The sequence below is a fragment of the Secundilactobacillus malefermentans genome, assembly GCF_008033155.1.
GTDB lineage: Bacteria > Bacillota > Bacilli > Lactobacillales > Lactobacillaceae > Secundilactobacillus > Secundilactobacillus malefermentans.
In genome coordinates, this window is record NZ_CP042371.1 from 696,918 (window position 1) to 720,792 (window position 23,875).

At 40.6% G+C, this 23,875-nt stretch carries 22 protein-coding genes and 1 pseudogene; 5 read left to right on the forward strand and 18 right to left on the reverse strand.

Annotation, left to right across the window (positions count from 1 at the left end):
- Positions 1–11: 11 nt before the first annotated feature.
- Positions 12–566 (reverse strand): MarR family winged helix-turn-helix transcriptional regulator, encoded by a 555-nt coding sequence (locus tag FGL90_RS03435; protein ID WP_010619283.1) that lies wholly within the window; start codon positions 564–566, stop codon positions 12–14.
- A gap of 649 nt (positions 567–1,215) precedes the next feature.
- Here FGL90_RS03435 and FGL90_RS03440 point away from each other — a divergent pair.
- Positions 1,216–1,533 carry a hypothetical protein gene (locus FGL90_RS03440; protein ID WP_133278272.1) on the forward strand — a complete coding sequence of 106 codons (318 nt, stop codon included), beginning with the start codon at positions 1,216–1,218 and terminating at the stop codon, positions 1,531–1,533.
- A 366-nt stretch (positions 1,534–1,899) separates the two neighbouring features.
- Here the strand turns inward: FGL90_RS03440 and FGL90_RS03445 are convergent, their stop codons facing one another.
- The 6 genes from FGL90_RS03445 to FGL90_RS03470 form a co-directional block, all read right to left on the reverse strand.
- Entirely contained in the window at positions 1,900–2,115 is a 216-nt protein-coding gene (locus tag FGL90_RS03445; protein WP_147656888.1) for a helix-turn-helix domain-containing protein, read from the reverse strand.
- Between the two features lie 334 nt (positions 2,116–2,449).
- On the reverse strand, positions 2,450–2,737 hold the full coding sequence (locus FGL90_RS03450) for a type II toxin-antitoxin system PemK/MazF family toxin (protein ID WP_010619280.1): 288 nt from the start codon (positions 2,735–2,737) through the stop codon (positions 2,450–2,452).
- Entirely contained in the window at positions 2,730–3,008 is a 279-nt protein-coding gene (locus tag FGL90_RS03455; protein WP_050899308.1) for an AbrB/MazE/SpoVT family DNA-binding domain-containing protein, read from the reverse strand. Before FGL90_RS03455 ends, FGL90_RS03450 begins: the two co-directional genes overlap by 8 nt.
- Before the next feature lie 115 nt (positions 3,009–3,123).
- Positions 3,124–3,534, reverse strand: coding sequence for a GNAT family N-acetyltransferase (locus FGL90_RS03460; RefSeq protein ID WP_010619278.1), 411 nt, complete (start codon positions 3,532–3,534; stop codon positions 3,124–3,126).
- A 118-nt stretch (positions 3,535–3,652) separates the two neighbouring features.
- Complete coding sequence (locus FGL90_RS03465; RefSeq protein ID WP_147656890.1) at positions 3,653–4,765, reverse strand: NAD(P)-dependent alcohol dehydrogenase; 1,113 nt, start codon at positions 4,763–4,765, stop codon at positions 3,653–3,655.
- A 2-nt stretch (positions 4,766–4,767) separates the two neighbouring features.
- On the reverse strand, positions 4,768–5,637 hold the full coding sequence (locus tag FGL90_RS03470; RefSeq protein WP_147656892.1) for an SDR family oxidoreductase: 870 nt from the start codon (positions 5,635–5,637) through the stop codon (positions 4,768–4,770).
- Positions 5,638–5,941: 304 nt separating this feature from the next.
- Here FGL90_RS03470 and FGL90_RS03475 point away from each other — a divergent pair, with 304 nt between their 5' ends.
- Entirely contained in the window at positions 5,942–7,225 is a 1,284-nt protein-coding gene (locus tag FGL90_RS03475) for an ISL3 family transposase (RefSeq protein WP_125547835.1), read from the forward strand.
- Between the two features lie 46 nt (positions 7,226–7,271).
- On the opposite strand, the gene FGL90_RS03480 is transcribed toward FGL90_RS03475, so the two are convergent.
- The 6 genes from FGL90_RS03480 to FGL90_RS03505 all read right to left on the reverse strand — a co-directional run bounded on the left by FGL90_RS03480 (position 7,272) and on the right by FGL90_RS03505 (position 14,219).
- Positions 7,272–7,679 (reverse strand): MarR family winged helix-turn-helix transcriptional regulator, encoded by a 408-nt coding sequence (locus tag FGL90_RS03480; RefSeq protein ID WP_187240435.1) that lies wholly within the window; start codon positions 7,677–7,679, stop codon positions 7,272–7,274.
- Positions 7,680–7,749: 70 nt separating this feature from the next.
- Entirely contained in the window at positions 7,750–8,412 is a 663-nt protein-coding gene (gene pgmB, locus FGL90_RS03485; RefSeq protein ID WP_147656896.1) for a beta-phosphoglucomutase, read from the reverse strand.
- Between the two features lie 2 nt (positions 8,413–8,414).
- Complete coding sequence (locus FGL90_RS03490) at positions 8,415–9,434, reverse strand: aldose epimerase family protein (protein ID WP_010619273.1); 1,020 nt, start codon at positions 9,432–9,434, stop codon at positions 8,415–8,417.
- A 70-nt stretch (positions 9,435–9,504) separates the two neighbouring features.
- Entirely contained in the window at positions 9,505–11,757 is a 2,253-nt protein-coding gene (locus FGL90_RS03495; RefSeq protein ID WP_147656898.1) for a glycoside hydrolase family 65 protein, read from the reverse strand.
- Between the two features lie 20 nt (positions 11,758–11,777).
- Positions 11,778–13,088, reverse strand: a complete 1,311-nt coding sequence (locus tag FGL90_RS03500; protein WP_198930090.1) for an SLC45 family MFS transporter — start codon at positions 13,086–13,088, stop codon at positions 11,778–11,780.
- A gap of 177 nt (positions 13,089–13,265) precedes the next feature.
- A complete protein-coding gene (locus tag FGL90_RS03505; protein WP_147656899.1) occupies positions 13,266–14,219 on the reverse strand; it encodes a LacI family DNA-binding transcriptional regulator in 954 nt (317 codons plus the stop codon).
- A 344-nt stretch (positions 14,220–14,563) separates the two neighbouring features.
- On the opposite strand from FGL90_RS03505, the gene FGL90_RS03510 reads away from it, so the two are divergent.
- Complete coding sequence (locus FGL90_RS03510; protein WP_010619269.1) at positions 14,564–15,733, forward strand: iron-containing alcohol dehydrogenase; 1,170 nt, start codon at positions 14,564–14,566, stop codon at positions 15,731–15,733.
- A gap of 180 nt (positions 15,734–15,913) precedes the next feature.
- Entirely contained in the window at positions 15,914–16,330 is a 417-nt protein-coding gene (locus tag FGL90_RS03515) for a Spx/MgsR family RNA polymerase-binding regulatory protein (protein WP_010619268.1), read from the forward strand.
- Positions 16,331–16,419: 89 nt separating this feature from the next.
- Here the strand turns inward: FGL90_RS03515 and FGL90_RS03520 are convergent, their stop codons facing one another.
- The 5 genes from FGL90_RS03520 to FGL90_RS03540 all read right to left on the reverse strand — a co-directional run bounded on the left by FGL90_RS03520 (position 16,420) and on the right by FGL90_RS03540 (position 22,302).
- On the reverse strand, positions 16,420–17,382 hold the full coding sequence (locus FGL90_RS03520) for an ABC transporter permease (RefSeq protein WP_010619267.1): 963 nt from the start codon (positions 17,380–17,382) through the stop codon (positions 16,420–16,422).
- The gene (locus tag FGL90_RS03525; protein WP_010619266.1) at positions 17,382–18,443 is read right to left on the reverse strand and encodes an ABC transporter permease; all 1,062 of its coding nucleotides are present in this window, start codon (positions 18,441–18,443) and stop codon (positions 17,382–17,384) included. The genes FGL90_RS03520 and FGL90_RS03525 overlap by 1 nt, the downstream gene beginning before the upstream one ends.
- Position 18,444: 1 nt before the next feature.
- Positions 18,445–19,965, reverse strand: coding sequence for an ABC transporter ATP-binding protein (locus FGL90_RS03530; RefSeq protein WP_010619265.1), 1,521 nt, complete (start codon positions 19,963–19,965; stop codon positions 18,445–18,447).
- Between the two features lie 71 nt (positions 19,966–20,036).
- Complete coding sequence (locus tag FGL90_RS03535; RefSeq protein ID WP_010619264.1) at positions 20,037–21,059, reverse strand: BMP family lipoprotein; 1,023 nt, start codon at positions 21,057–21,059, stop codon at positions 20,037–20,039.
- A gap of 253 nt (positions 21,060–21,312) precedes the next feature.
- Positions 21,313–22,302, reverse strand: a complete 990-nt coding sequence (locus tag FGL90_RS03540; protein ID WP_010619263.1) for a LacI family DNA-binding transcriptional regulator — start codon at positions 22,300–22,302, stop codon at positions 21,313–21,315.
- A 222-nt stretch (positions 22,303–22,524) separates the two neighbouring features.
- On the opposite strand from FGL90_RS03540, the pseudogene FGL90_RS03545 reads away from it, so the two are divergent.
- Positions 22,525–23,875, forward strand: a pseudogene (locus FGL90_RS03545) (SLC45 family MFS transporter).

Sequence of the window (23,875 nt, forward strand, 5' to 3'; positions counted from 1 at the left end):
CCTTCTTCTAATTAATCCCGATCAAACGGGTTTCTTCCATTCATTCCGTCATGAAAATCAAATGGTCGTCCTCTATGAAACTGACCATGGTGCGGCATGAACTTCATCATTTCTTTTTTGACATCGGGCATTCCACTTAACAGCTTACTTAACAAATCATGAAGCTGCTGTTGCTCGTCTTCGGATAAAGACTCAAAGAATATTTCCGAAATTTCATTATGGCTTTGATTAGTTGAATCCAGGAGCTTGCGACCCTTCTCGGTCAAATGGATAGCGGACATGCGACCATCACTTTCAAGTGGTTGCCGCTCAACAATGCCGCCGTCTTCCAATCGTTTGACCATGGTACTGACTGAACTAGGTCGAATATCCAGTAGCTCAACAATTTCAGCGTTCGTTAACCCATCCTGCTTACTCAGTAATTTCAATAAGCGTTCGCGACCCCGTCCTTTATCGAGATCGCTATAACGATGCATGTTTTCGTTTCGTTTTAAGGCGCCCATAAAGAATGGCTGCGTCATTAATTGACTAAATAAGTCCATTAGACTGTTTGTTTTATCTGACATTGAACTGCCTCCAAATTTTCGTTTGTGTTTTAGTTAGCTTTTGATTAATTAAACTAACTAAATGATAATATAGTCGCCTCTTTTTACTTTGTCAACAAACTTCCCTATTTTATTTGACACTAAAAGATTTTCTGACCCCAGTCTTTTCCTTTGGTATCCTAAGTCGTTGCAGTAGGATGGCTCCTTTCACTTCAGGACTTACACTTCTTTGAATCATTTTCTGCCAAAAATTTATAATGGTCACACATTTAGCTATCCGTAAACTACTGGTTACTTGTATTATTAGTCCCACGGCTTTAAGCTTTTTATGTTAACAAAATAACTCAATGCGCATTGATAATAAAATTAACCACAAGGAGTAATTATCATTAAAAATTTAATTAAAGTTGTATCCACTTTATTAACAAGCATTTTATTATCAGCACTATTTATTCAATCAGCTTACACAGTAAAAGCTGATCAAGTTATTGATCTGTCCAAAAGTGTCAACAATGATACCGGTGAATTACCTAATAAAGTAGTGACACTTAATCCTAATAATCCAATTTTTATTGCTAATACCGATAAATAATTAACAGAACAGCAGAGGCAATCTGTTAATGTAATTTTGAGTTGTCTTGTAAATGAAGTTAAAGATTCCGCTGATTTTTTGGATCCAAGTTATGGACAGACCATTATTTCAAATACAGAAAAAAGTGGTAAGGCAGGATTAACTGCAAAAGCTGCAGCTAAATTGATGAAAGCCGGACTTAAAAAAATGGGCAAGAAAGCATACACCAAAATCGCTAAAACTACTGGATTACAAGCTGTTGGACTTAATTGGACTGCAATTAATAAAGTAGCAAACTACGCCGGTAATTTCGGCGGCAAAATTGAAACTGCTTTAAAAAAAGCTCTAAAAAAAGTTGGCTTAAATAATTATTGGGCAGGTGTTGCCTCTCGAGTTATCTCTGATGTGTGCTTCTAAATTTTCAATTGGAGTAATTATTCTATGAAATCCATCAAAAACGCTATATATAACACACTTTTAATTGGTATAATTTGTTTTCCCATTCTATTTGGCCTTAAGGGTATTCTTGATTTTATTAATAAAGGAAACTACTTTCTTGAATTCTATCTAAAAACCTATTTCACTGGATTGCTGGGCACGTTCATTTTCTTCTTGATTTTAGAGTTAGTAGACAAATTATACAAAAACAAACATCACTAACGGATTCGAAAATTTAATTTTACCATACTAACAACTAAAATCAGTTAACTCGTTATTTTAAGCGGCCTCTATTTGGGATGAATCCCAAATAGAGGCCGCTTCTGATTTATAATATAAATTATTTTATTTATTTCTTTTAAAACTTCCCTTAACCAATTCATCCAGAGTTAACTGATAAAAATCACTTAAAAAGACTAAATTATCGATGTCAGGATATGTCTTTCCCGTTTCCCATTTTGAAATTGCCTGACGCGTAACATTCAAAATTAACGCCAGGTCATTCTGAGAATAACCCGCCTTTTCTCGCGCACCTTTAAGCTGCGTTGCTAATTCTAGCAATTATTCCACCTCCAAATAGAACAAATTTCCATATATCAATTACCAGTGTAAGTGAAAATAAATAAAATTTCATCTGGACTAAGAAAGGAACAGCCACCCAAAAATTGTCTGGTTGGCTGTTCCTCAGAATTTACTGTTCAATTAAACTAATTATGTCGATTGATTACCAAACTCAGTCATAATTTTATCCACAAAATTGGTTAACTTCATACCAGACACTGTAAATTCAAGTGGAATGTATGTAATTTCACTATAAATCAAAACGCTATAATAGTATCTGCTTCTATTGTTCTTATATCTTAATAGATTATTTAAAAAGGTTTCATAGAGGCTCTCAATAATCATAGCATTGAGTTACGTTCAGATTGGATAATCTCATTAAGTGCTGTAATAAAATGGTGCCAGTCACCTTCGAATTCAGTGGCACCTTCACAAAAAAAGGTAAGTTTGAAAATCGAGGCTCCAAGTATTTTCTATAGGAACTTATTGGCGCAATGATGACTGTATTAAATACTTTTTGATACGAGTTATTGCTAACAATCAAGTAAGGACGTAATTTTTTGGTCTCAGTGCCCTTACTTGGTTCTAAATCAATCATATAGATTTGACCTTGTTCAATCATAATAATCTATAACCTCCGCACCAACATCTGGTCCCCAGTCAATTTCCGGACTATCATCAATTGGTCCATACTGGGCAACATTCTCGTTAACGCGATTCCAAAAAGAATCTGTTTCTTCCACTTTCATCAGATAGGAATCAGCACTATTTTGGATAAATCGTAATTTCGAGTCCGTATCTATCCCCAAATCGTCCCTTACTGCCTTAGGAATGGTAATTTGTCCCTTAGCTGTTACCTTACTCAAAAACTGCTTATTCGATTCGTACATCATTGGTTACCGCCTCTACTAGATTCCTTACTTTTCCTTACTTATTACAGTTGATTAATTACGTTTTGACAATTTAGCTAATTAAAAAATTTACTATCAGTTTTGTGCAAACAGCTTATTATTTTCCAATGACTAAATTCAATGTCACTTGATCCTTTAATTGCTGACCTGCTTCAAAAATGGGCTCGGCATAGTATCTGATGAAGTAATTCTTTGCTACTGACACCACTTGAAAACCGAATTTCTCATAAATGCGTTGCTGTGGCGACTGATATCCCGTCCTAATCACCAAATGTTTAACACCTACTACCTTACAGTTTTGCACAGCAAAACTAAGCAAACCACGACCGATTCCCTGATGTTGCCAGGCTGGGCTCACTGATAAATTCATGACTTCGCTATCCGTCGAATTGAGCGACTTCACAACAATTATGCCAACTGTTTGCTGCTCGCGTTGATCCACAAAAATATCAGCTTCTGCCAGATATGTCAGCACAACCGCCCGATCAGGATCTGCTTCAAGTAACAACCGCCACTCAGCATCCCCAACTTCGTTAACTTGTATTTGTTTGATTGTTATATTTTCACCTCAAATAAAAAACTCGCTAACGGTAGTGTACCATCAACGAGTTCACGCTAGCCTAGTTTTAAGCATTTTCATCAATCATAATAATCGGCTTAATCACTGATCCATCCAGCGATTCTGCCATTGCCTGATTAATATCTGCTAATGAATAGAATTTAACCAATTTTTCAAATGGAAATTGACCCTTTTTATGAGCTTCGATTAACTGTGGCAAAAATAGTTGTGGAATTGAGTCGCCTTGGGTGATTGCCATTAGGCGACGATTATCTGCCAGCATATCTGCCGTGAAGTTCATCTTGAGCTCTTGAGTGGCACCCACGAGGCCAGCCGTTCCCATAATATCTAATGACTTAACGGCAGCCAATGAAACCATGCTGACTGCAGTTGTATCCAGAGTGTACTTGACCCCATAGCCATTCGTTACTTGTTTGACCGCTTCAGCAATTTCGTCCGCTGATTTTAAATATCGGCTATTTACGACCGTCGTGGCACCCAGTGATTTGGCTAATTCAAGGCGATTATCGTGAATGTCAACGGCAATAATCTGTTGAACATTACGCATCTTAGCGGCCATGATAGCGGCTAGACCAACTGCTCCAGTTCCAAATACCGCAACCGAATCGCCTATATCTGGTTGAAAAACATTTAAAATGGCACTCGCACCTGTATTAAGTCCACAACCAAGTGGCCCATACCATTTCAAGTCCAAGTCAGGATCAACTTTAATTGCTGAACGCTTGTTGACAATTGCGTGTGTCGCAAATGATGATTGACCAAAGTAATTACCTAACTCTTGATCCCCTTGGTGTAGTCGCTTCGTACCATCCTGATAATAGCCGCCAAAATTAAGTTCATTTACTCGGCGACATTCTGCTGGATGTCCGGCCAAGCACTGGTCACATTCCCCACAAGAAGCAACAGTTAAAATGACGTGGTCCCCCACCTTTAAATTGGTGACGCCAGTACCAACCTGTTCAATAATACCTGCACCCTCATGGCCTAACACAGCTGGCAAGGGTGTCATTTGAAATTGTGTTGCAATAATGTCGGCGTGACACATCCCGGTTGCAACCAGTTTGACCATAACCTCATCGTTCTTTGGTTGATCAAGTTCTGCCTCTTCTACTTTTAATGGTTGGTTAAAGTCATGTGCGACTGCTGCAGCTATTTCCATTATTAATTCCCCCGTGTTTTAAGTTGTTTAGCAACGTATTCTTTAAATGTTGTCGGCTTTCTTCCTAATAACCAGGTCAAAACATTTGGATTACCTGCCAGACCGTAATCTGAATAGGTTTTTGCTAAATGTTTAACCGATTCACGTCCGTATACATTCAAGAATCCAACCTGATTCATAAAGTCATCTAGATCTGGTACTTGTTCGGCCACGGCATGCTCACCAGTCAACTCATTAAATTCTTTAACTAGACCTTTTGGTGATAGGAAGTCCGGTCCGACTAATTCATAACTGGCACGATTGTGCTTCTGTGGATCTGCCAATACCTTGCTGACTACTTCACCAACATCATCTGGATCAACGTAGGATAACTTAGTTTCCGTATTATAGAATATTTCATATTTTCCACTCTCTTTGACCGCATTGGGATCGAAATTATGCATATAGTGCATCGGTTGCAAAATTGTATAGTTGAAATGCGCTTTCAATTCCTGATACATCAAATGCTCTTCAACTAGGCGTTTTGCTGTATGGTTGAGTAAGCTGCTCATGATTGGATGAGTGACGGAAACGAAAACAAACTGTTTAACATTGGCCTTAATTGCTTCGTCAATCAAGTATTTTCCTACTAATGCCTCTTCTGCAATAAACAGAGGTGGAATATGCACGATTTGACCGACGCCTTTTACCACTTTTCGAATTGTTCGAATATCTGTTATATCACCAACGACTACTTCCTTGACACCTAACGTTTCCTTCAATTTTTCAGTTTCCGGAGAAATATCAGTAGCACGCACGTCATACCCGCTTTTCACTAACTGTTTGATAATAAATTGACCTGAATGGCCATTTGCTGAAGTAACAAGTATCATTTAAATCCAGCTCCTTTTGTGAACTAATGAACTTTTAAAACCACTTTCATTCTACATCCAACTTTATCAAAGTAAAACAATATGTATGCGCATACATATTTATAGCAAAATAAAACCGAGTAATCATCACTAATTACCCGGCTCAGTCGTCATTAATTTATAAATTTGGGTTCTATACTTTTTCCTGTTGATGGATTGCCAGAGTGGTAATCTATTAACAGGATTTTTTTGTAAATTAAAAGCCCACAGGTCCCCATCCAATAAAATCCACCCACTACAGCATCATTAAAGGAGATAAGAACCCATGAACCCTATTGATAATACCATAAAGTTCGTCCTAAGCATAACTGACGAGAACGTTAACTTTTTTGCTTATAAAAGCCAATCTATTAAAAACAAACAATCTAAGATTTACATCGCCAACGTTAAAGTTAACTGTGTGAGATGTCCCCAATGTGGTTTCAATCATCTGAACCATAATGGTCACTACATTGCGCGTACTTCGTACCCGTCAGCCAATGCCAGTGAGCCAGTGTACCTTGAGCTGCATAAGGAACGATTAGTTTGTAAAGACTGTGGTGCTTCAATAATGGCATCCACTAGTCTAGTTGATAAATATTGCAACATTTCGCAAGCCACACGACAGAAAATATTCATGCATTTGCAGGACGACCGGACTCAGGCCAGCATCGCCTTAGATAATTGTGTATCACCAAGTACAATTTGTCGCTATTTAGATAATTACGATGATTTATTCCGCCGGAATTATGATTACTTACCAGAGCATTTAGCGATGGATGAAGTTCGCGGTGTTGGTGGTCAATTACACTTTATCTGTATTAACGGTGCCAGCAACCATGAAATTCAACAAATCTTGCCGGATCGCTATAAAAAAAGCATTATTGAGTACTTTAATAAATTCCATATCAATACCCGAAAACGGGTTCAAACCGTAACTCTGGATCTCAATAGTTACTATAAAGATATCGTTAAGGAAATGTTTCCAAACGCAGAAATTGTCGTTGATCGATTCCACATTATCGCCATGATGACGCGGGCATTCAACCAGACTAGAGTTCAGACAATGAAAAAATATGACAAGAAATCTATCGAATATCGACTGCTTAAGTTCTCATGGAAACTATATTTGAAGCACATTGATGAACTAGAAGTCAGCCAAACTTTCTATGATCGTCATTTACGACAGCAGTTAACTCAACAAGGGCGAGTACAAATGGGGCTTGACACTGATGACACTATTTCGAGCACATACGATGCGCTGCAAGGTATCATGTCCTGTCTTAAAAATCATGACAAAGATGGCATTGTCCACTATCTCTACAAAAATGAAAACCTAAGTTTTCAAATGAAGGAAACACTAAAAACGTTTAAAAGTAATCTGGAAATTGTCTTGAATGCCAGTGAATCTAAGTATTCTAACGGCCCAATTGAAGGTATTAATCGGATGATTAAGCAGATTCAGCGGACTGCGTTTGGATTTAGAAATTTCCATCATTTAATCTCGCGGATCAAACTTCAACAAATGAGAACAAAACCAAATACAAAAACAGAACTAGAAGCCGCTTAGCTTCTAGTTCTGTAAAACTATCTATCAACAGGATTTGACAGAGAGCCTAAATTTGTTCCCCAACTTTTTTTAAATCCTTGGAGAATTGTGCCTTTCGACCTTCAGGAATTTGAGCAATTAAGGCCGAATTTTGTTCGTCAATTTCTTTCGCAACAATCTTATATACTTGCTTACCAGAATCCGTTAAAAACAGATTGGCCGTCCTTTTGTCATCCGGATTACGAACCTTGTCAATATAGTTTAAATGGACTAATTGTTGAATTCCCCTCGCAATCCCGCTTTGATCAATGTAAATGATATCATTCAGTTCATACTGCGAAATGCCAGGATGATCGTGAATTTTTAGGATAAAGTAGTAAAGACTCGCTCCCAAATGATAAGGTTGAAGTTTCCGGTCGATTTGTACAGCTGCATATTTAGCAGCTACTGCCAGCCACATGTTGACATCTTCCATTTCTGACATCCCCTGACGATTACTTTAATATTAATAGTTTAGCATAACTCAAGGGATTCACTATCAAAAACTATGCCAATTTATCCTTAATGGCTGCAAGTGACACGTCACTCGTATCCGCAAAGCGCACATCCGCTTCCGTCAATTGATTACCAATCCCGATTGAAAGTTCACCCGCCGCATTAATTGACTTAATGCCAGCACCTGAATCTTCTAGACCGGCAACAACTTCCGGTGCTAAGTCCATCACACCGGCCGCCAAACTGAAGATTTCTGGATCCGGTTTTCCGGCATGCAACTTGGCTGGATCAACCACGCCTTCAAAGTAGTCGGTAATTTTCAACTGCTTCAAAATTGCAGGGGCGTTCTTTGAGGCTGAAGCAACGGACATTTTATAGCCGCTAGCTTTTAATTTGTCTAAGAAGGCTTTCATCCCTGGTAGCACGTCATCTGGCGTTAATGATTCAACCAGCTTCAAATACTTGGTGTTCTTTTCGGTAGCCAAAGCCACCTTTTCATCCTCGGTGTAGTCATTTTCATGGCCACCCGCCTTCAAAATCATTTCCAGTGAATCCATACGGCTGACACCCTTCAAGGCTTCTGCCAATTCTGGTGTCCATTCTGAATGAACTTCATCCGCCGTTTGGTGCCATGCCTTAGCGTGCAATCGGGCACTATCGGCAATGACGCCGTCCAAATCAAATGCAAATCCCTTAATATCTTCAAACTTCATGGTTATCCCTCCGAATAGTAATAAGTTGATGTGTACGTTTTAGTTTGATTAGCGGGTAAAACAATGTCGCCAAATCCGTCGTGGTGAATCGCATCTGGGACCGTTTGTAATTCCACAGCCAGTCCGTTATCTGGGTGAGCAGCAAGCCAATCCGCATCTTTGCCAATGCAATCGGGATTGACGTTAAAAATAATGACGCCATTGCGATCACTGCCCATTTCTAATTGATGCTGCTTTGCGCTATCAACTAGTAACAAGCTTGGTGTTACGCCTAGCGATGTATTTGGTTTCTTAAAGGCATCATCAAACTGTTCGTTGCTGCCAAGTTTTTCACATTGATCGCCCAGCTTAACAAGGTTTGTAAAATCAAACGGGGTATTTTCAACGACCTGTATTTCACCCGTTGGAATCTTTTCTTCATTTACCACGATATGCCTATCCGCAACTATCTTCAAGAATTCATCCTTGATCGGCGCATCCGGTCCATCCAAATTAAAGTAAACATGCGTCATCGGATTAAATAGGGTTTCCACGTTGCTGCGTCCCTCATATTGTACGGAAACGTGGTTATCCTCATCTAAAGAATAGGTGACGGCCATTTCCAACGTCCCAGGAAAAATTGCTTTCTGTTGCATGGTATATCGAATTTTTGCAAATTGGTCGTCGAGAATAATCTCGCCATGCCAATTGAGCCGGTCAACGCCAGTGTTGCCACTGTGCAGCACATTTTTATTTTCGTTGGGCTTCAAATTGACCCTGAATCCAGCGACGTTAAACGTATGGCCGCTCAACCGTCCTGCCACCCGACCAATGGTGTTTCCTAAATGAAAGGGATTCGTTTCATATTCGTGCACATTATCAAAATTTAAAATGATATTCTTCTCTGGTGTCACAAAGTAGCCAGTCCAGGTTGCTCCGTAACTGATTGTGCGGAGGCTCACACCATTTTTATTTGTAATCGTAAATTCTTTGACTAACTCACCATTTTCTAAATGGCCAAAGTCTTTAACAGTCGATTCCACCAGTCTCACCCACTTTCTTTTAATAAAAAAGGCGAAGAGCAGTTTCCCACTCTTTGCCCTTTTTTTAGTCCTATTTAAGCTCTTTCTTCTTACCATCGAGGTCAACCGTAATTGGGTCGCCATCGAGTAAGTCTAGCTTCGTACCAGACTGATCAACCGTTACCTCAATCAAACGACCGCGGAACAATTGACGGAACTGGTATGACTGCCATTTCTTAGGTAGAAATGGTGCATAGTGTAACTCACCGTTGCGAACTCGCATGCCAGCAAATCCTTGAACAATGGCTAACCAGCCACCAGTCATAGCTGTGATGTGCAAGCCATCGACCGTGTCATTATTGTAGTTATCCAAATCGAGACGAGCTGTCCGTTCGTACAATTCGGTTGCCTTTTCTTCATAGTGAAGATCAGCTGCCAAAATGGCATGGATTGAAGCTGACAAACTTGATTCATGAACCGTTAATGGCTCATAGAAATCAAAGTTGGCTTTCTTCTGTTCAGGTGTAAAGTCATCAATAAAGTCCCAGATTCCTTGAAGCACATCGGCTTGTTTGATGTATGGTGAACGAAGAATTTTGTCCCATGACCAGTTTTGGTTAAGTGGTAGTTGATCCTTAGGAAGTGAGCTAACTGGCTTGATATCCTTGTCTAGGAAGCCATCATGTTGAACGAAAATTCCTAACTTCTTGTCTTCAGGAAGGTACATTCTGTCCACAATGTCTTGCCACTGTTTCTTTTCAGCGTCAGTGACGTTTAAGTCTTTAGCAACTTCTGGGGCAACCTCTGGCAAAATTTCAAGCGTATATTTCAACGTCCATTGTGCCAAAATGTTGGTATACCAGTTGTTATCGACGTTATTTTCGTACTCATCAGGACCAGTAACACCATGAATCATGTACTTGCCATTCCGTTCTGAGAAGTGAACCCGGTCAGCCCAGAAACGTGAAATCTCCGTTAAGACCTTGGCGCCTTCATGCTGAACGTATGACTTGTCACCAGTGTAGTTTGTGTAGTTGTAAATTGCGTAGGCAATGTCGCCGTTACGGTGAATTTCCTCAAATGTAATTTCCCATTCGTTATGAGACTCAATCCCATCAAACGTAACCATTGGGTATAAAGCACCCTTAAGGCCCTGTTCCTTAGCATTATGGAAGGCACCGTCAATTTGTTGGTAACGATACTTCAACAAGTTCTTGGTAACATCTGGATCCGTAACACCAAGGTAAACGGGAACCGCAAAGGCTTCTGTATCCCAGTATGTGGCACCACCGTATTTTTCACCGGTAAAGCCTTTAGGTCCGATGTTCAAACGAGAATCCTCGCCATAGTACGTTGAGAAGAGCTGGAATAGGTTAAAACGAATTCCTTGTTGCGCTTCATCGTCGCCAGCAATTTTAACATCAGAAACGTTCCAGCGATTTGCCCAAACTGCTTTGTGGGCGTTGAATAAATCACTGTATGATGCTGCAGAAATTTCTTTATTTAATTCGGTTAAACGAGCTTCAAGATCAGCTTGCTTAGGGAAGTCACGTGATGACACAACCACTGTGCGCTTCTGGATAATTGTTTGCTCACCAGCAGCTAACGTTCCGCTAAAATGGTTCGTCGCTGAGACATCAGTTTGATCTGCAGACTCACTGTTCCAGTCCGTGACAACTGTTGATAAAGCACCAACCGTAAATTGTGGTGTTCCAAAGTCGTTTGGCTTTGTTTCCGCAATTACTTCGGCTTCATTATCAGTCTTGGCAACTTTCAAAACGTCCCAGAACTTTTCATCGTAATTGGCGTCTTCATTTTGTACGTCAGCATCAACGGATGAACTGAATTCAACCTTAGCTTCTTTAGAACCCATATTCTTCAAGATAATCCCTTGAACAACGAGTTCCTTAGTTGCAGCACTGACAAATCGTTCAAATGAAATCTGAACCTTTGCGCCACCCTTTTCAACAGTGAAAGCCCGTTCGAGAACGGCTTGTTGCATATCTAAATCAAGGTTGAAGTCACTCACCTTGTCCTTAGCCAAATCAACAACTTCACCGTTAATTTTAATGCCAACCTTGATAAAGTTGATCGCGTTAATCACTTTGCCAAAGTACTTAGGATAGCCGTTTTTCCACCAGCCAACCTTTGTCTTATCTGGGAACCAAACGCCACCAATGTAGATTCCGGGAAGCGTGTCGCCACTGTAACCTTCCTCAAAGAATCCACGCATGCCGAGGTTACCATTTGCAAGACTGGTCATTGATTCTTGAAGACGTTTATCGTCTGGATTAAGTTTAGTGGTCACAATGTGCCACGGTGATACGTCAAATGTTCGTTTCATCATTCAGACTCCTTTAATTTTTATGCGAATACTTCTTTAATACTGCTTACTGAGAAGGCACCGACTAACATCAAGATACCGGCTAAGAGAACCATCCCTGGCATTGATGAGCCCATCAATGGGAACAAAGCGAAACTCAATACTGAAGCAACGATTTGTGGTAAGCAGATACTTCCGTTGAATAAACCAAGGTATGACCCCATGTTGGCACCTGAAAGTGCGTTGGTCAAAATGGTGAATGGGAACATCATCATTGCGGCCCATGAAATACCAATCAAGCAGAATGAAAGGATGAGAACCCATTGATTATGAACAACGAAAATTGAGGCAAACCCAACGGCACCTAATACTAAACTAGTTGCGTACATTGGCTTGTGCTTGTCATTTGGCATCTTAGCAAGAACTAATGACCAGACAACGGCAGCTAAAGCGTAAATTGCGGATAGAACACCGAACCAGTTGGCACCGGCTTGATAGCCAGCACTTGCAGGATCTGTTGCACGCCAAACGTTCTTAGCGACGGCACCTGCACCATAAGTCCAAAGGTATTGGAAGGCCATCCAGCAGAAGAATTGAACAAGGGTTAACGTCCAGAATACTTTAGGAGCACGTTTCAAAAGTGTAAATAAACCAACTTTTTCTTGAACATCTGCTTCAGTAATACCGTGATAGGCGTTATATTCTGCAGGTGTATATTCTTTAACTCTCAAAATAGTGAAGGCACTACAGATAACTAAGATAACGGCACCTGTATAGAATGAGAAAATAACTGAGTTTGGAATGACACCCTTTGGCGCAATGTTGGCAACGCCCAAACCAGTTAGGAGGTATGGGAAGATTGCAGCTAGCACTGAACCACTATTTGATAAGAAACTTTGGATTGAGTAAGCAAATCCTTTTTGCTCATCATTCACCATGTCTCCGACCATCATCTTGAATGGTTGCATGGCAACGTTAGACGATAAATCCATGAAGAGAATTGTGATGGCACCGAACCAAAGTGCGGCAAGTGACCCATAACCAAATCCTAAGCTACCAGAGTTTGGTAGTAAGAACATAACGATGACGGCGACTAACGATCCCATCAAAAGGTAAGGTAATCGACGACCAATTTTAGGCATCCACGTTTTATCTGAATAATAGCCAACTAATGGTTGAACCACTAAACCTGCTAGTGGAGGAAGAATAAAGAAGAAACCTAATTTGGTTGGGTCAGCTCCCAAAGTTTGGAAGATCCGCCCCATTTGTGAAGATTGTAAAGAGAAAGCCATTTGAACACCGAAGAATCCGAAACTAATCATCCAAATTGTCGCGATAGACAATTTTGGCATTGGCTTGGTTTTTGGCGTTGTAGCCGTGTTACCTTGTGCTGAATCATTTTCCATGATTTGTCACTCCCTGTTTATTTGGGTTATGTGAACCCATTTTTCTTAACAAAATGAATTATAAACCGCTTTCATAATTTGTGCAACCGTTTGCACAAAAATAAAATAAAAAAAAGTTGTTGCTCACAACTCGTACTGCACAATTAATTTTTGAACATTTCGATCCGTAAATAACAATTCCACCGCGCGACTACCCAGCATTTCCGGCCGCATATCAACCATACGGACATCTTGGTCGATTAACGCTAATAGCTCACTCTTATTGAAACTCATCATCGGAATTTTCTTTGTGTGTCGAATTTTGCTCCAAACCCGATTAAACCGCAGCAAGCCAACATCGTCGGTTGCAATTACCGCATCGACCTCTTGGTGTTGATTCAAAAATACCTCGACTGCTGTTTCAGAAACGCGTTTTGGTAATTTAAATACTAGCGGTTCTAATTGAACCTCCGCCATCGCTTTTTCGTAGCCCATTCGGCGATTTCGCTCGTATTGCCACTCATATTCGGATTCAACAAATAGCGGGTTTCGAACCCCACCGTTTTGAAGAATTGCCATTGTGGCATCTCGCCCAGCCTGAACATTGTCGTTATCGACATATCGATCCGTCAAATCTCCAATTGGCTGACCAATAACCACAAAGTCCAAATTTTCGCGACGCAAATAGTCAACGACCGGATCATTCTCATCCGTATATAGTAGAACGAACCGTTTGACCTTTGCCTGTTGAACCATGGCCGTCACGTTAGCAAGAACCTCTTCCACCCGACTCCCAATCGCAATTGATAAAACATAGTGACGAGCGACCAGCGACTGATTGATGCCTCGGAGCATATCAATATAGAACGGATTCTCCGGTGAGGAACTTTCCGCCGTTGGAAAAATAACTCCGACGACGTTTGCTTCACCGCGAGTCAGGTTCTTAGCAGTATAATTTGGCAGATAATCAAGATCCTTAGCGAGTTTTTGAATTCGCTCCCGCGTTTTAAGGCTGATTCTTGAATTATTATTTAGCGCACGTGAGGCGGTTGAGACTGAGACACCAGCTCGACGCGCAATATCTTTTATTGTAATCATGAGCGTTTCCTTTTTCATTTATTGGTAAGTTTCTCCATCTGAAGTTTACCACGAAATCCCTCCCATTTACCGACAAATTCAGGTAGGTCGGCCATTTTAATCTCAAGTACGCCGGCCGTCTTGTCCAAATTCATTCTTTCATCGCTTACACAATTACTTAAGGCCCTATACCTTTATAAAATTCTTTCATTGTGAAAAAATTATTTTCAAAATATTTCCCGTAGTTACTAATGTAAGACAGTTTTCACGAAATTGTGTCGATTTAAAGTAAATGAAAGCATTTACAAAAAAACCAGATGAGTTTATAGTGAAAATGTAAACAAATTCAGAGGAGGATTTCCGTTATGAAGGAAAATTTTGACTTTTTAATGCCTAGTGTTAACTTTTTTGGTGCTGGTGTTATTAAAAAAGTTGGCGATCGGGCCAAGATGCTTAACATGAAGAAGCCTTTGATCGTAACTGACAAAGGAATTGAATCACTTGAAAATGGTCCTGTTGACCAAACCTTGGCTTCATTAAAAGGTGCCGGCGTGGATTACGTTGTTTATGATGGCGTTGAACCCAACCCTAAAGTTCATAACATTCAAGAAGCTAAGAAACTTTATTTAGCTGAAGGTTGTGACAGTATCATCACTGTTGGTGGTGGTTCAGCTCATGACTGTGGTAAAGGAACTGGTATCATTTTGACTAATGGTGATGACATCACTAAGTTAGCCGGAATTGAAACCCTTGAAAATCCACTACCACCTTTGATGGCCGTTAACACCACTGCCGGTACTGCTTCAGAGCTTACCCGTCACTGTGTTATCACTAATACTGAAACGAAACTTAAGTTCGTTGTTGTTTCATGGCGTAACGTTCCATTGGTCTCATTCAATGACCCAATGCTAGAACTTGACGTTCCTAGGGGTATGACTGCTGCTACAGGTATGGATACCTTTGTACAAGCAATCGAACCATACGTTTCAACCAACCGAAACGACATTACAGACGGTCAATGTATACAAGCTATCAAATTAGTTGAAGAGAGTCTTCGTGAAGTCGTTGCTAACGGCCACAACGTTGAAGCTCGTACTAAGATGGTTGAAGCTGAAATGCTCGGTGGTATGGCCTTCAATAACGCTGACTTAGGTTACGTTCATGCCATGGCTCACCAACTCGGTGGCCAATACGATGCACCTCATGGTGAGTGCTGTGCAATCTTGTTACCAATCGTTGAAAAGTACAACATCGTTGCTTGCCCAGAACGTTTTGCTGAATTAGCTGAAATCATGGGTGAAAACACTGAAGGACTTTCAGTTCGCGATGCTGCTGACCTTTCAATTAAGGCAATGCGTCAGATGTGTGATGACGTTAACATCCCTCGTAGTATCAAAGCAATCGGTGCAAAGCCAGAAGACTTTGAATTGATGGCTGAGAATGCTTTGAAAGATGGTAACGCTCCTTCGAACCCACGTAAGGGTACTAAAGAAGAAATCGTTAAGTTGTTCCAAGAAGCTTACGATGCAGAATAGTTATTAATTTATGAAGTTTAGGAAGTCGCGGACTGTGAGCCACGGCTTTTTTTCTAATAGAAAATAAAATTACTAATTTTCCGTAATTATCTGACAAAATAATTGGATTATGTGGCAATTAGTTATACAATTTATCCTAACTTCAAACTTAATGAATAACTAGAAATGGAGTGGTGCTCAATGTTGAAGTTTTACTACAATGCAAATACGCCATCCAAGCGGAAAGCCTTAAAGTGGCTAGATGACAACGAAATTCAATACGAAACTCGAAACATTAATTTCAAGCCTTTGGATGAAGAAGAAATTACTCATATCATGCACCTTTCTGAAGAAGGTACTGACCAGATTATTTCAAAGCGCTCAAAAATCATGCAAAACTTGCACGTCGCTTTGAGTAAGCTCTCATTTAATGGTGTCGTTAAATTGATTAAGGAAAATCAAGGGATTTTAAAGAGTCCCATTTTGATGGAGAATGATAAATTAATGTCTGGCTTTGATTCAGAACAGGCCCGCATGTTCATTCCCCCAAAGAAACGCCGTTTGGAAATGCGCAACTTACTAAGTTTGCTTATTAAGAACGATCCATTATTAAACTAAACAACTAATAAAGCTGAAGTATCTTGGTTTGATTGACTCAACCAGGATGCTTCAGCTTTTTTGTTATATAAAATTCGTTAACCTTATTTCTATGAATCACCCTTAACGTAATTAACACCATCGGCAGCCGGAGCGACGGCCTTACCAAGAAAAATTACCAAAACAACAATGGTAATCACGTATGGTGCAATTTGGAACCACACATCATTAATATTTTTCAATCCCGGAATGTACCCACTAATAATTGGGAGACTTTGCGCTAAACCAAAGAAAATTGCTGCGCCGGTTGCGCCCATTGGATGCCATTTGCCAAAAATCATGGCTGCTAGTGCCATAAATCCCTGCCCTGAAATAGTCGAGGCACTAAAGTTCAACGTAATCGACTGTGACATGACAGCACCGCCAATGCCACCCAATAATCCAGAAATCATAACGCCCAAATAGCGATACCAGCTCACATTGATTCCAAGCGTATCTGCCGCAGCGGGATTCTCACCAACTGCTCGAAGTCGAAGCCCGGTATTCGTTTTGTAGAGTAAATACCAACTTAAGCCACCAAAAACGACTGCTAGATAAGCAACTAAAGACGTCTTCGTAAATAAAATTGGTCCCAGAATGGGAATTTTGTCTAAACCTGGGAACGTAAAATTCCCAATACTTTGATCGATAATTGGCGTTTGTCCCTTACCGCTGTAAAAAATTCTCGTCAAAAACACACACAGCGCTGGCGCCAGCAAATTTAACACCGTCCCACTAATAATGTGGTTAGCTCTTAGGGTAATTGTGGCGACCGCATGTAGCAGTGTAAACACAATTCCAACGAGTCCGCCAATAACTAATGAAATCCATGGAGTCGCAGCACCAAACACGGAAACAAACGTCAGGTTAAAGACTGTCGCACTGAACGCTCCAACAATCATTATTCCCTCTAGCCCAACATTGATAATCCCACTATGTTCTGAAAAGGCACCACCGATTGCGGTGAAAATTAATGGTGCAGCATAAACTAACGTCGTTGAAAAAATCGTCATTAGAACCATTGATGTACTCATTAATTTTTCACTCCCTTCTTTTGTAGCATTGGGGCGATTAAACGCTCAAATAAGTAACGAATTCCAACGAAGAAGATAATTGACGCAATCACGATGTCCACGATTTCTGGTGGAGTGGTCGAATAGACTGAAATGCTAAGTCCACCAATTTGTAATGCTGAAAATAAGATTGAGGCAAAAACAATCCCAATCGGATGCTCATTTGCCAACAACGCAACGGCCATCCCATCAAATCCAATATTCGGCAAACTGTTGGAAACTGAAATGTTTTGATAGTTTCCGAGGCCGTCAATACAGCCCGCCAAACCGGCTAGAACCCCGGATAGCAGCATTGCAATCATAATCGTTTTCTTTGTATCAATCCCAGCATATTTAGATGCCTGTGGATTTAGCCCGACCGAATTAATCTCAAATCCAGACTTGGTTTTGGTCATATACACCCACATAATTACGATAAAAATTAAGGCGATTAAAAATCCCATATTAAAAGTTGAATTATCAGTCAATTTTGTTAGCCAAGAAACTCGTAAACTGGCCTTTTTTAAAATATTTGCGGAGGCATCTGCCCCCTTAGCGGCAAACCATTGCTTAACGGCAAAGTTCACAAAATAGAGTGCAATATAGTTCAGCATGATTGTTGTAATAACTTCACTGGTCCCAAAGTAAGCTCGTAAAAAACCAGCAATCCAAGACCAAATACCGCCTAAAAGTGATCCAGCAATTAACGCACCAATAATTAGCAGCCAGCCTGGCAGGAAACTAAATTTTAGTGCAAAAATAATCGAACCAAACCAACCCACTAAATATTGACCGGAGCCACCAATATTAAAGAAACCAGCGCGACTAGCTATTGAAAACCCAAGACCCGTTAGCATTAATGGTGCTGCATTACGCAGCGTTTCACCGATTGAATAGATATCACCAAATGCCCCATTCAGTAAATTGCCATAATTTTGCAGAGGTGAATAGCCAAAAACGAGCATGATGATACCACCCACAATCAGTCCCGCTAAAACAGCACTTAGCGACACTATTAAGCCTGAATACTTTTGTTTCACCATTCTATTCGCCTCCTACTGTTTGGTGCTGACCCGCCATTAATAGGCCGAGTTCTTGACTAGTCGTGCTTCGCGGATCAATTTCGCCAGTGATTTCGCCATTATGCATCACTAACACCCGGTCCGCTAATCGCAAAATTTCATCTAATTCAAAACTAACGAGCAAAATGCCACCACCTTGGTTTCGGTGATCCATTAATTGCTGGTGGATGTACTCAATTGCCCCCACATCGACACCACGAGTCGGATTGGCTGCAATTAAGACTTTCGGATTACCTGCTAACTCACGGGCAATAATTACTTTTTGCTGATTTCCACCTGATAATTCTCCTGCAGATTCTAATTCGGATTGCGATCGAATATCAAAATCTTTGATTAATTGGACAGCATGCTGATTAATTTTTTGATAGTTCAACAATCCGTGTCGATTGTATCGAGCTTGATAATACATTTTTAACGTTAAATTTTCTGCCAAAGTGAGCGGCAGGATTAGGCCCACATTCTGGCGATCTTCCGGGATAACTCCTAAACCACTCTCGTTAATTTTGCGTGGAGATTGATGGGTCACTTCTTTCCCCGCAATTTTAATTTTTCCGGACTGGATTTTAACGAGCCCAGAAATGGCATCGATTAATTCAGTTTGGCCGTTCCCGTCTACACCAGCAATTCCGACAATTTCACCCGCTCGAACCGTCAAATTGAGATCTTTCACCTTAATTCGCTGGTCACGTTTGACTGTTAGTCCGCTGACTTCCAAAACCGGCATTGTTGGTGCCGTTTCCGACCGATTCAGTTGGTCATTCATTGGATGTCCAACCATTAATTCCGCTAACTCATTTTCGGACACATTTTCAACTGGTAGTTTCTTAATGACTTTTCCCGCTCGAATGACGACGCAGTTATCCGCAACTTTTTTTATTTCTCCAAGTTTGTGCGTAATAAAAATGATGGCTTTATTTTCTTTAACTAGTTGCTTAAAAATCACAAATAGCTCATCAATTTCTTGTGGCGTCAATGCAGCAGTTGGTTCATCAAAAATAAGCACCGTTGCCTGTCGGTACAAGGCTTTCACAATTTCGACTCGTTGTTGCATCCCGACCGAAATAGTTTCAACCTTGGCATTTAAATCCAAATTCAAACTGTATTTTTTAACGAGCGACTCAACGGCGATCCGTGCCTTTTTATAGTTAATTTGACCAAGCTTAGTCGGTTCATCACCCAAAATAATGTTCTCTAAAACCGTAAATGCTGGAATAAGCATAAAATGTTGATGCACCATGCCAATACCGAGTCGTTTTGCCTGTCTGGGTCCCGTCAATTTGGTAATTACACCGTTAATCTCAATTGTTCCCGTCGTTGGCTGTAATAGCCCAGATAAAACGTTCATAATAGTTGATTTTCCAGCGCCATTTTCACCTAGTAACGCTAATATTTCACCATTGTGCAGAGTTAACGAAATGTCGTCATTTGCTTTAAAATTACCAAATTGTTTTGTAATGTGGTTCATTTTCACTACTTCAGCCATAATCTACCTCGTTATTGATATGTAAAAAGGTGAAGTATCATACCCCACCTAATTGCGAATCGAACCTATTTTTATTCTGCAGATACTTTGATTGATCCATTTTCAATTTTCTTTTGGTAGCTCTGAACAATCTTCCATGCGGATTTACTCATATTGTCATTAACTAATGAAACACCATCATCCTTCAGATCATATGAAAGGGTTTTGCCACCAGGGAACTTGTTCTTCATTGCATCATTGGATAGGTCTTCAACTGCAGTTCCTACCTCTTTGACAGATGAAGCTAACGTGACGTTACCGCCTGAATACTTACCGTCAGCCTTTTGATCTTGATCAACACCAATGACCCAGACTTTATTGCCGCTCTTTGAGGCATTCTTGGCTGCCGTAAACACACCAGCACCAGTACCACCAGCTGCATGATAGATAACATCTTCGCCATTATTGTACATAGCGGTTGCTAATGACTGACCGACATCTGCTTTTGTAAATGAGCCGGCATATTTAACATCAACCTTAATTTTTGGATTAACAGCCTTTACGCCTTGTTGAAAGCCGGCCTGAAAAGTTTTAATAAGTGAGCTCTTAACGCCACCAACAAAACCAACTTTATTTGTTTTAGTCGTTTCTGCTGCTGCCACACCAGCTAAGAAGGAAGATTGTTCGGTCTTGAAGGTTACTGAAGCAACGTTCTTCCGGTTCTTAACAACAGAGTCAATAATTGCGAAATTGACTTTAGAATTATCTTTTGCGGCATCACTAATTGCATTATCTAAGTTATAGCCAATTCCAAAGATTGTTTTGTAGTTCGCTTTAATCAACTTGTTAATGTTTGGCGTGAAGTCTGAATTAGAACTAGACTCCGCGTAGTTAAACCCATTGACACCCTTGGTTAAATCGTGACTTTTACCCCAGGCTTTCAAACCCGTCCAGGCGGATTGATTAAATGATTTATCATCAATTCCGCCACCATCTGTCACCAATGCAGCTGTATGAGAATTCCTTTTACTAGAAGAACTGTTACCACAACCCGTTAACACGCCACCAATTAAGAATAATGCTGCTGAAAGAACCACGACTGCCTTTTTGTTCATGAGTAACCTCCAATAGATTTGATACCTAATTATAACCACTTAAATTTTATAAAATCAATACATTTATTATTTATTATTTTAAATAGTTCGTGTTTTATAATTATTTATGAGTTGTATAAGTTTTAATATACTCAAGATGTTTAAAAACACGAACAATTTTATATTTAACAAAAAAGGACTGAGATCCAATGATCTCAGTCCTTTTGGTGAATTAGAAGCCAGAATTTCTTTTTTTAATTTTTTGCTTTCCAACTTACATTGGTTTCACGCTGCCTCGTTCTTCAATCTTAATTGACGTAAACTTGGTCGTCCTACCGCTTTCGAGTGCCCTGACGCCTTCAACCCCCATTTCAAAGAAAGCCTGGGTAACACTGGTCAACTGTGGCTGAACAATTTTGCATAGGTCGGTGCCATCAATACTAATGATTGAAAGGTCGTCTGGCACAGCGATTCCATAATCATGTGCCTGATTCAGAAGACCGATGCCAACCATATCACTCGCAGCGACCACAGCCGTCATTCCGGAATGTTCGCCAAACTTCTTCATAGCATCAATCCCGGCGTCATAACTGTAATCCCCATACTGAATCCATTTTTTAAGGGGCTTAATGCCAGCCTCTGCCAGCGCTTTTTCATATCCTGCCAAACGATTTCGGCCCGTCATCGCATTCTTTTGAACGTCAATTCCGGCCAATCCAATTTTTCGGTGACCCTTATTTAACAAATAGCTGGTTGCTTGATATCCAATCTCTAAATCATTGGATGATATGTATGAGATTTGCTCGTCAGTAAATGCCTGTGATAATGAAATATATGGAATTTGGGCCTGGTTTAAAAGCGCCAAATCATCGGTTGAAACATCGACAGAAAGAAGTAGAATGCCTTTTACCGACCGTTCAATCACGGTTTGAATGGCCCGGTGCTGCATTTGTGCATCCCCGACCCCTGCATACACAATAATGGCGCTAAGATCGTGTTCATTGGCTTCCTGTTGAATGCCTTCGATAATGCTATTCGAAAAGTTCGTTTGCGTTGAGTTGATGACAACCCCAATTGCCTTACTTTTCTGAGTCGCTAATTCGGCAGCTGCCGTGTTTTTTTGATATCCCAGCTTCTCTGCAGTTTTCTTGACTTTACGAGCCGTTTTTTCAGAATAGAACGATCCCTTATTCGATAAAACTCGGGAAACGGTTGTAATTGAAACCCCTGCCGCTTGTGCAACATCTTTGATTGTGACCGTCATAATTGCTGGCCTCCCTCTAACTTATTTTTATTATAGCAAAAATTCCTGAACATCCTGATATTATCACTATCAAGGCATTTTGTGAAACATTAAACGTTTGTGTTGCTGCTATATAGCTATTGCAAACGTTTTCTTTTTGACCTATACTCGATTTTGTAAACGAACAATAACTCATTTATTCATTGCTATTATTTTAAATCTAATTCCTAGGGGGAATGTTTCATGGAAGCTTCTAATGATTCACTGCCAAAACTACCTTTACTAACCCTTTTTGCCATGACATTTGGTTATTTCGGCGTCAACATGGCGTTTTCGCTTCAATCATCGCAAATGGGTCGGATTTTCCAAACGATTGGTGCTGACCCAACCAAGCTTGGCTTCTTCTTCATTTTGCCACCGCTTGCCGGAATGGTTGTTCAACCGTTGATTGGTAAGTATTCCGACAAAACCTGGAACCACTTCGGGCGTCGAATGCCATACCTCATCATCGGTGCACCCGTGGCAGCACTCGTCATGGTTCTTCTGCCCAACGCGGGATCATTCGGCTTTGGGTATGCCTCGGTTGCCGCACTGCTGTTTGGTGCCATTGCCATCCTCTTCATGGACTTGTCATCAAACGTCTGCATGCAACCATTTAAGATGGTTATCGGGGACATGGTCAATGAGGATCAAAAGGATCTTGCCTGGTCATGGCAACAATCCTTCGCCAACCTTGGCGGGGTACTTGCAACCTTACTCCCATTCTTACTAACGAGTATTGGGATTGCAAACGTCGCACCAAAAGGATCCGTTCCACTTTCCGTTAAATTGGCCTTTTACATTGGCGCTGCCCTTCTATTAGGAACCGCCATTTACACGATTGCGTCAGTTCACGAATACGATCCAGATACCTACGCAGAATATCATCATCTCAAAAAACAACCCAAGAAAAAATCTGAAAGTCTTTGGAAATTATTACTCAAGGCGCCCCCGTTCCTTCTGGGAAATTGCGTTAGTTCAGCTATTTGCCTGGTTTGCAATTCAGTACCTTTGGACATACGGAACCGGTGCAATTGCCGCTAACGTTTGGAATACATCAAATCCTGCTTCAGCAGGTTATCAAGATGCTGGTAACTGGTTCGGAATTATGACCTGTGTTGAGTCATTAGCCGCCGTTATTTGGGGCTTCCTGGTTCAATCACACACAAGCCCAACTCACCGAAAATTCTGGTATCGGCTCGGACTTGTAATCGGCGGTTTTGGCTTTATCGGCGTCTTCTTCGTCCACTCACAGCTATTGCTTATCATTCCATTTAGCATGATTGGTATCGCTTATTTGGCAATGCAGACCCAACCATTTTCAATCTTTACCGAAGAGTTAAACGGTCAAAACGAGGGTGCTTACCTCGGACTCTTCAACTGCGCCATTTGCCTACCTCAAATTATTGCCTCGCTTTGCAGCTTCTTCATTTTCCCACTTATCGGAAAATCAATGCCCGGCATGATCTTCGTTGGTGGCGTTGTGATGTTAATCGGCGCCTTATCAGTTGGTATTATTCACGAAAATAAAAATGTTATTGAAGTTAAAATTTAG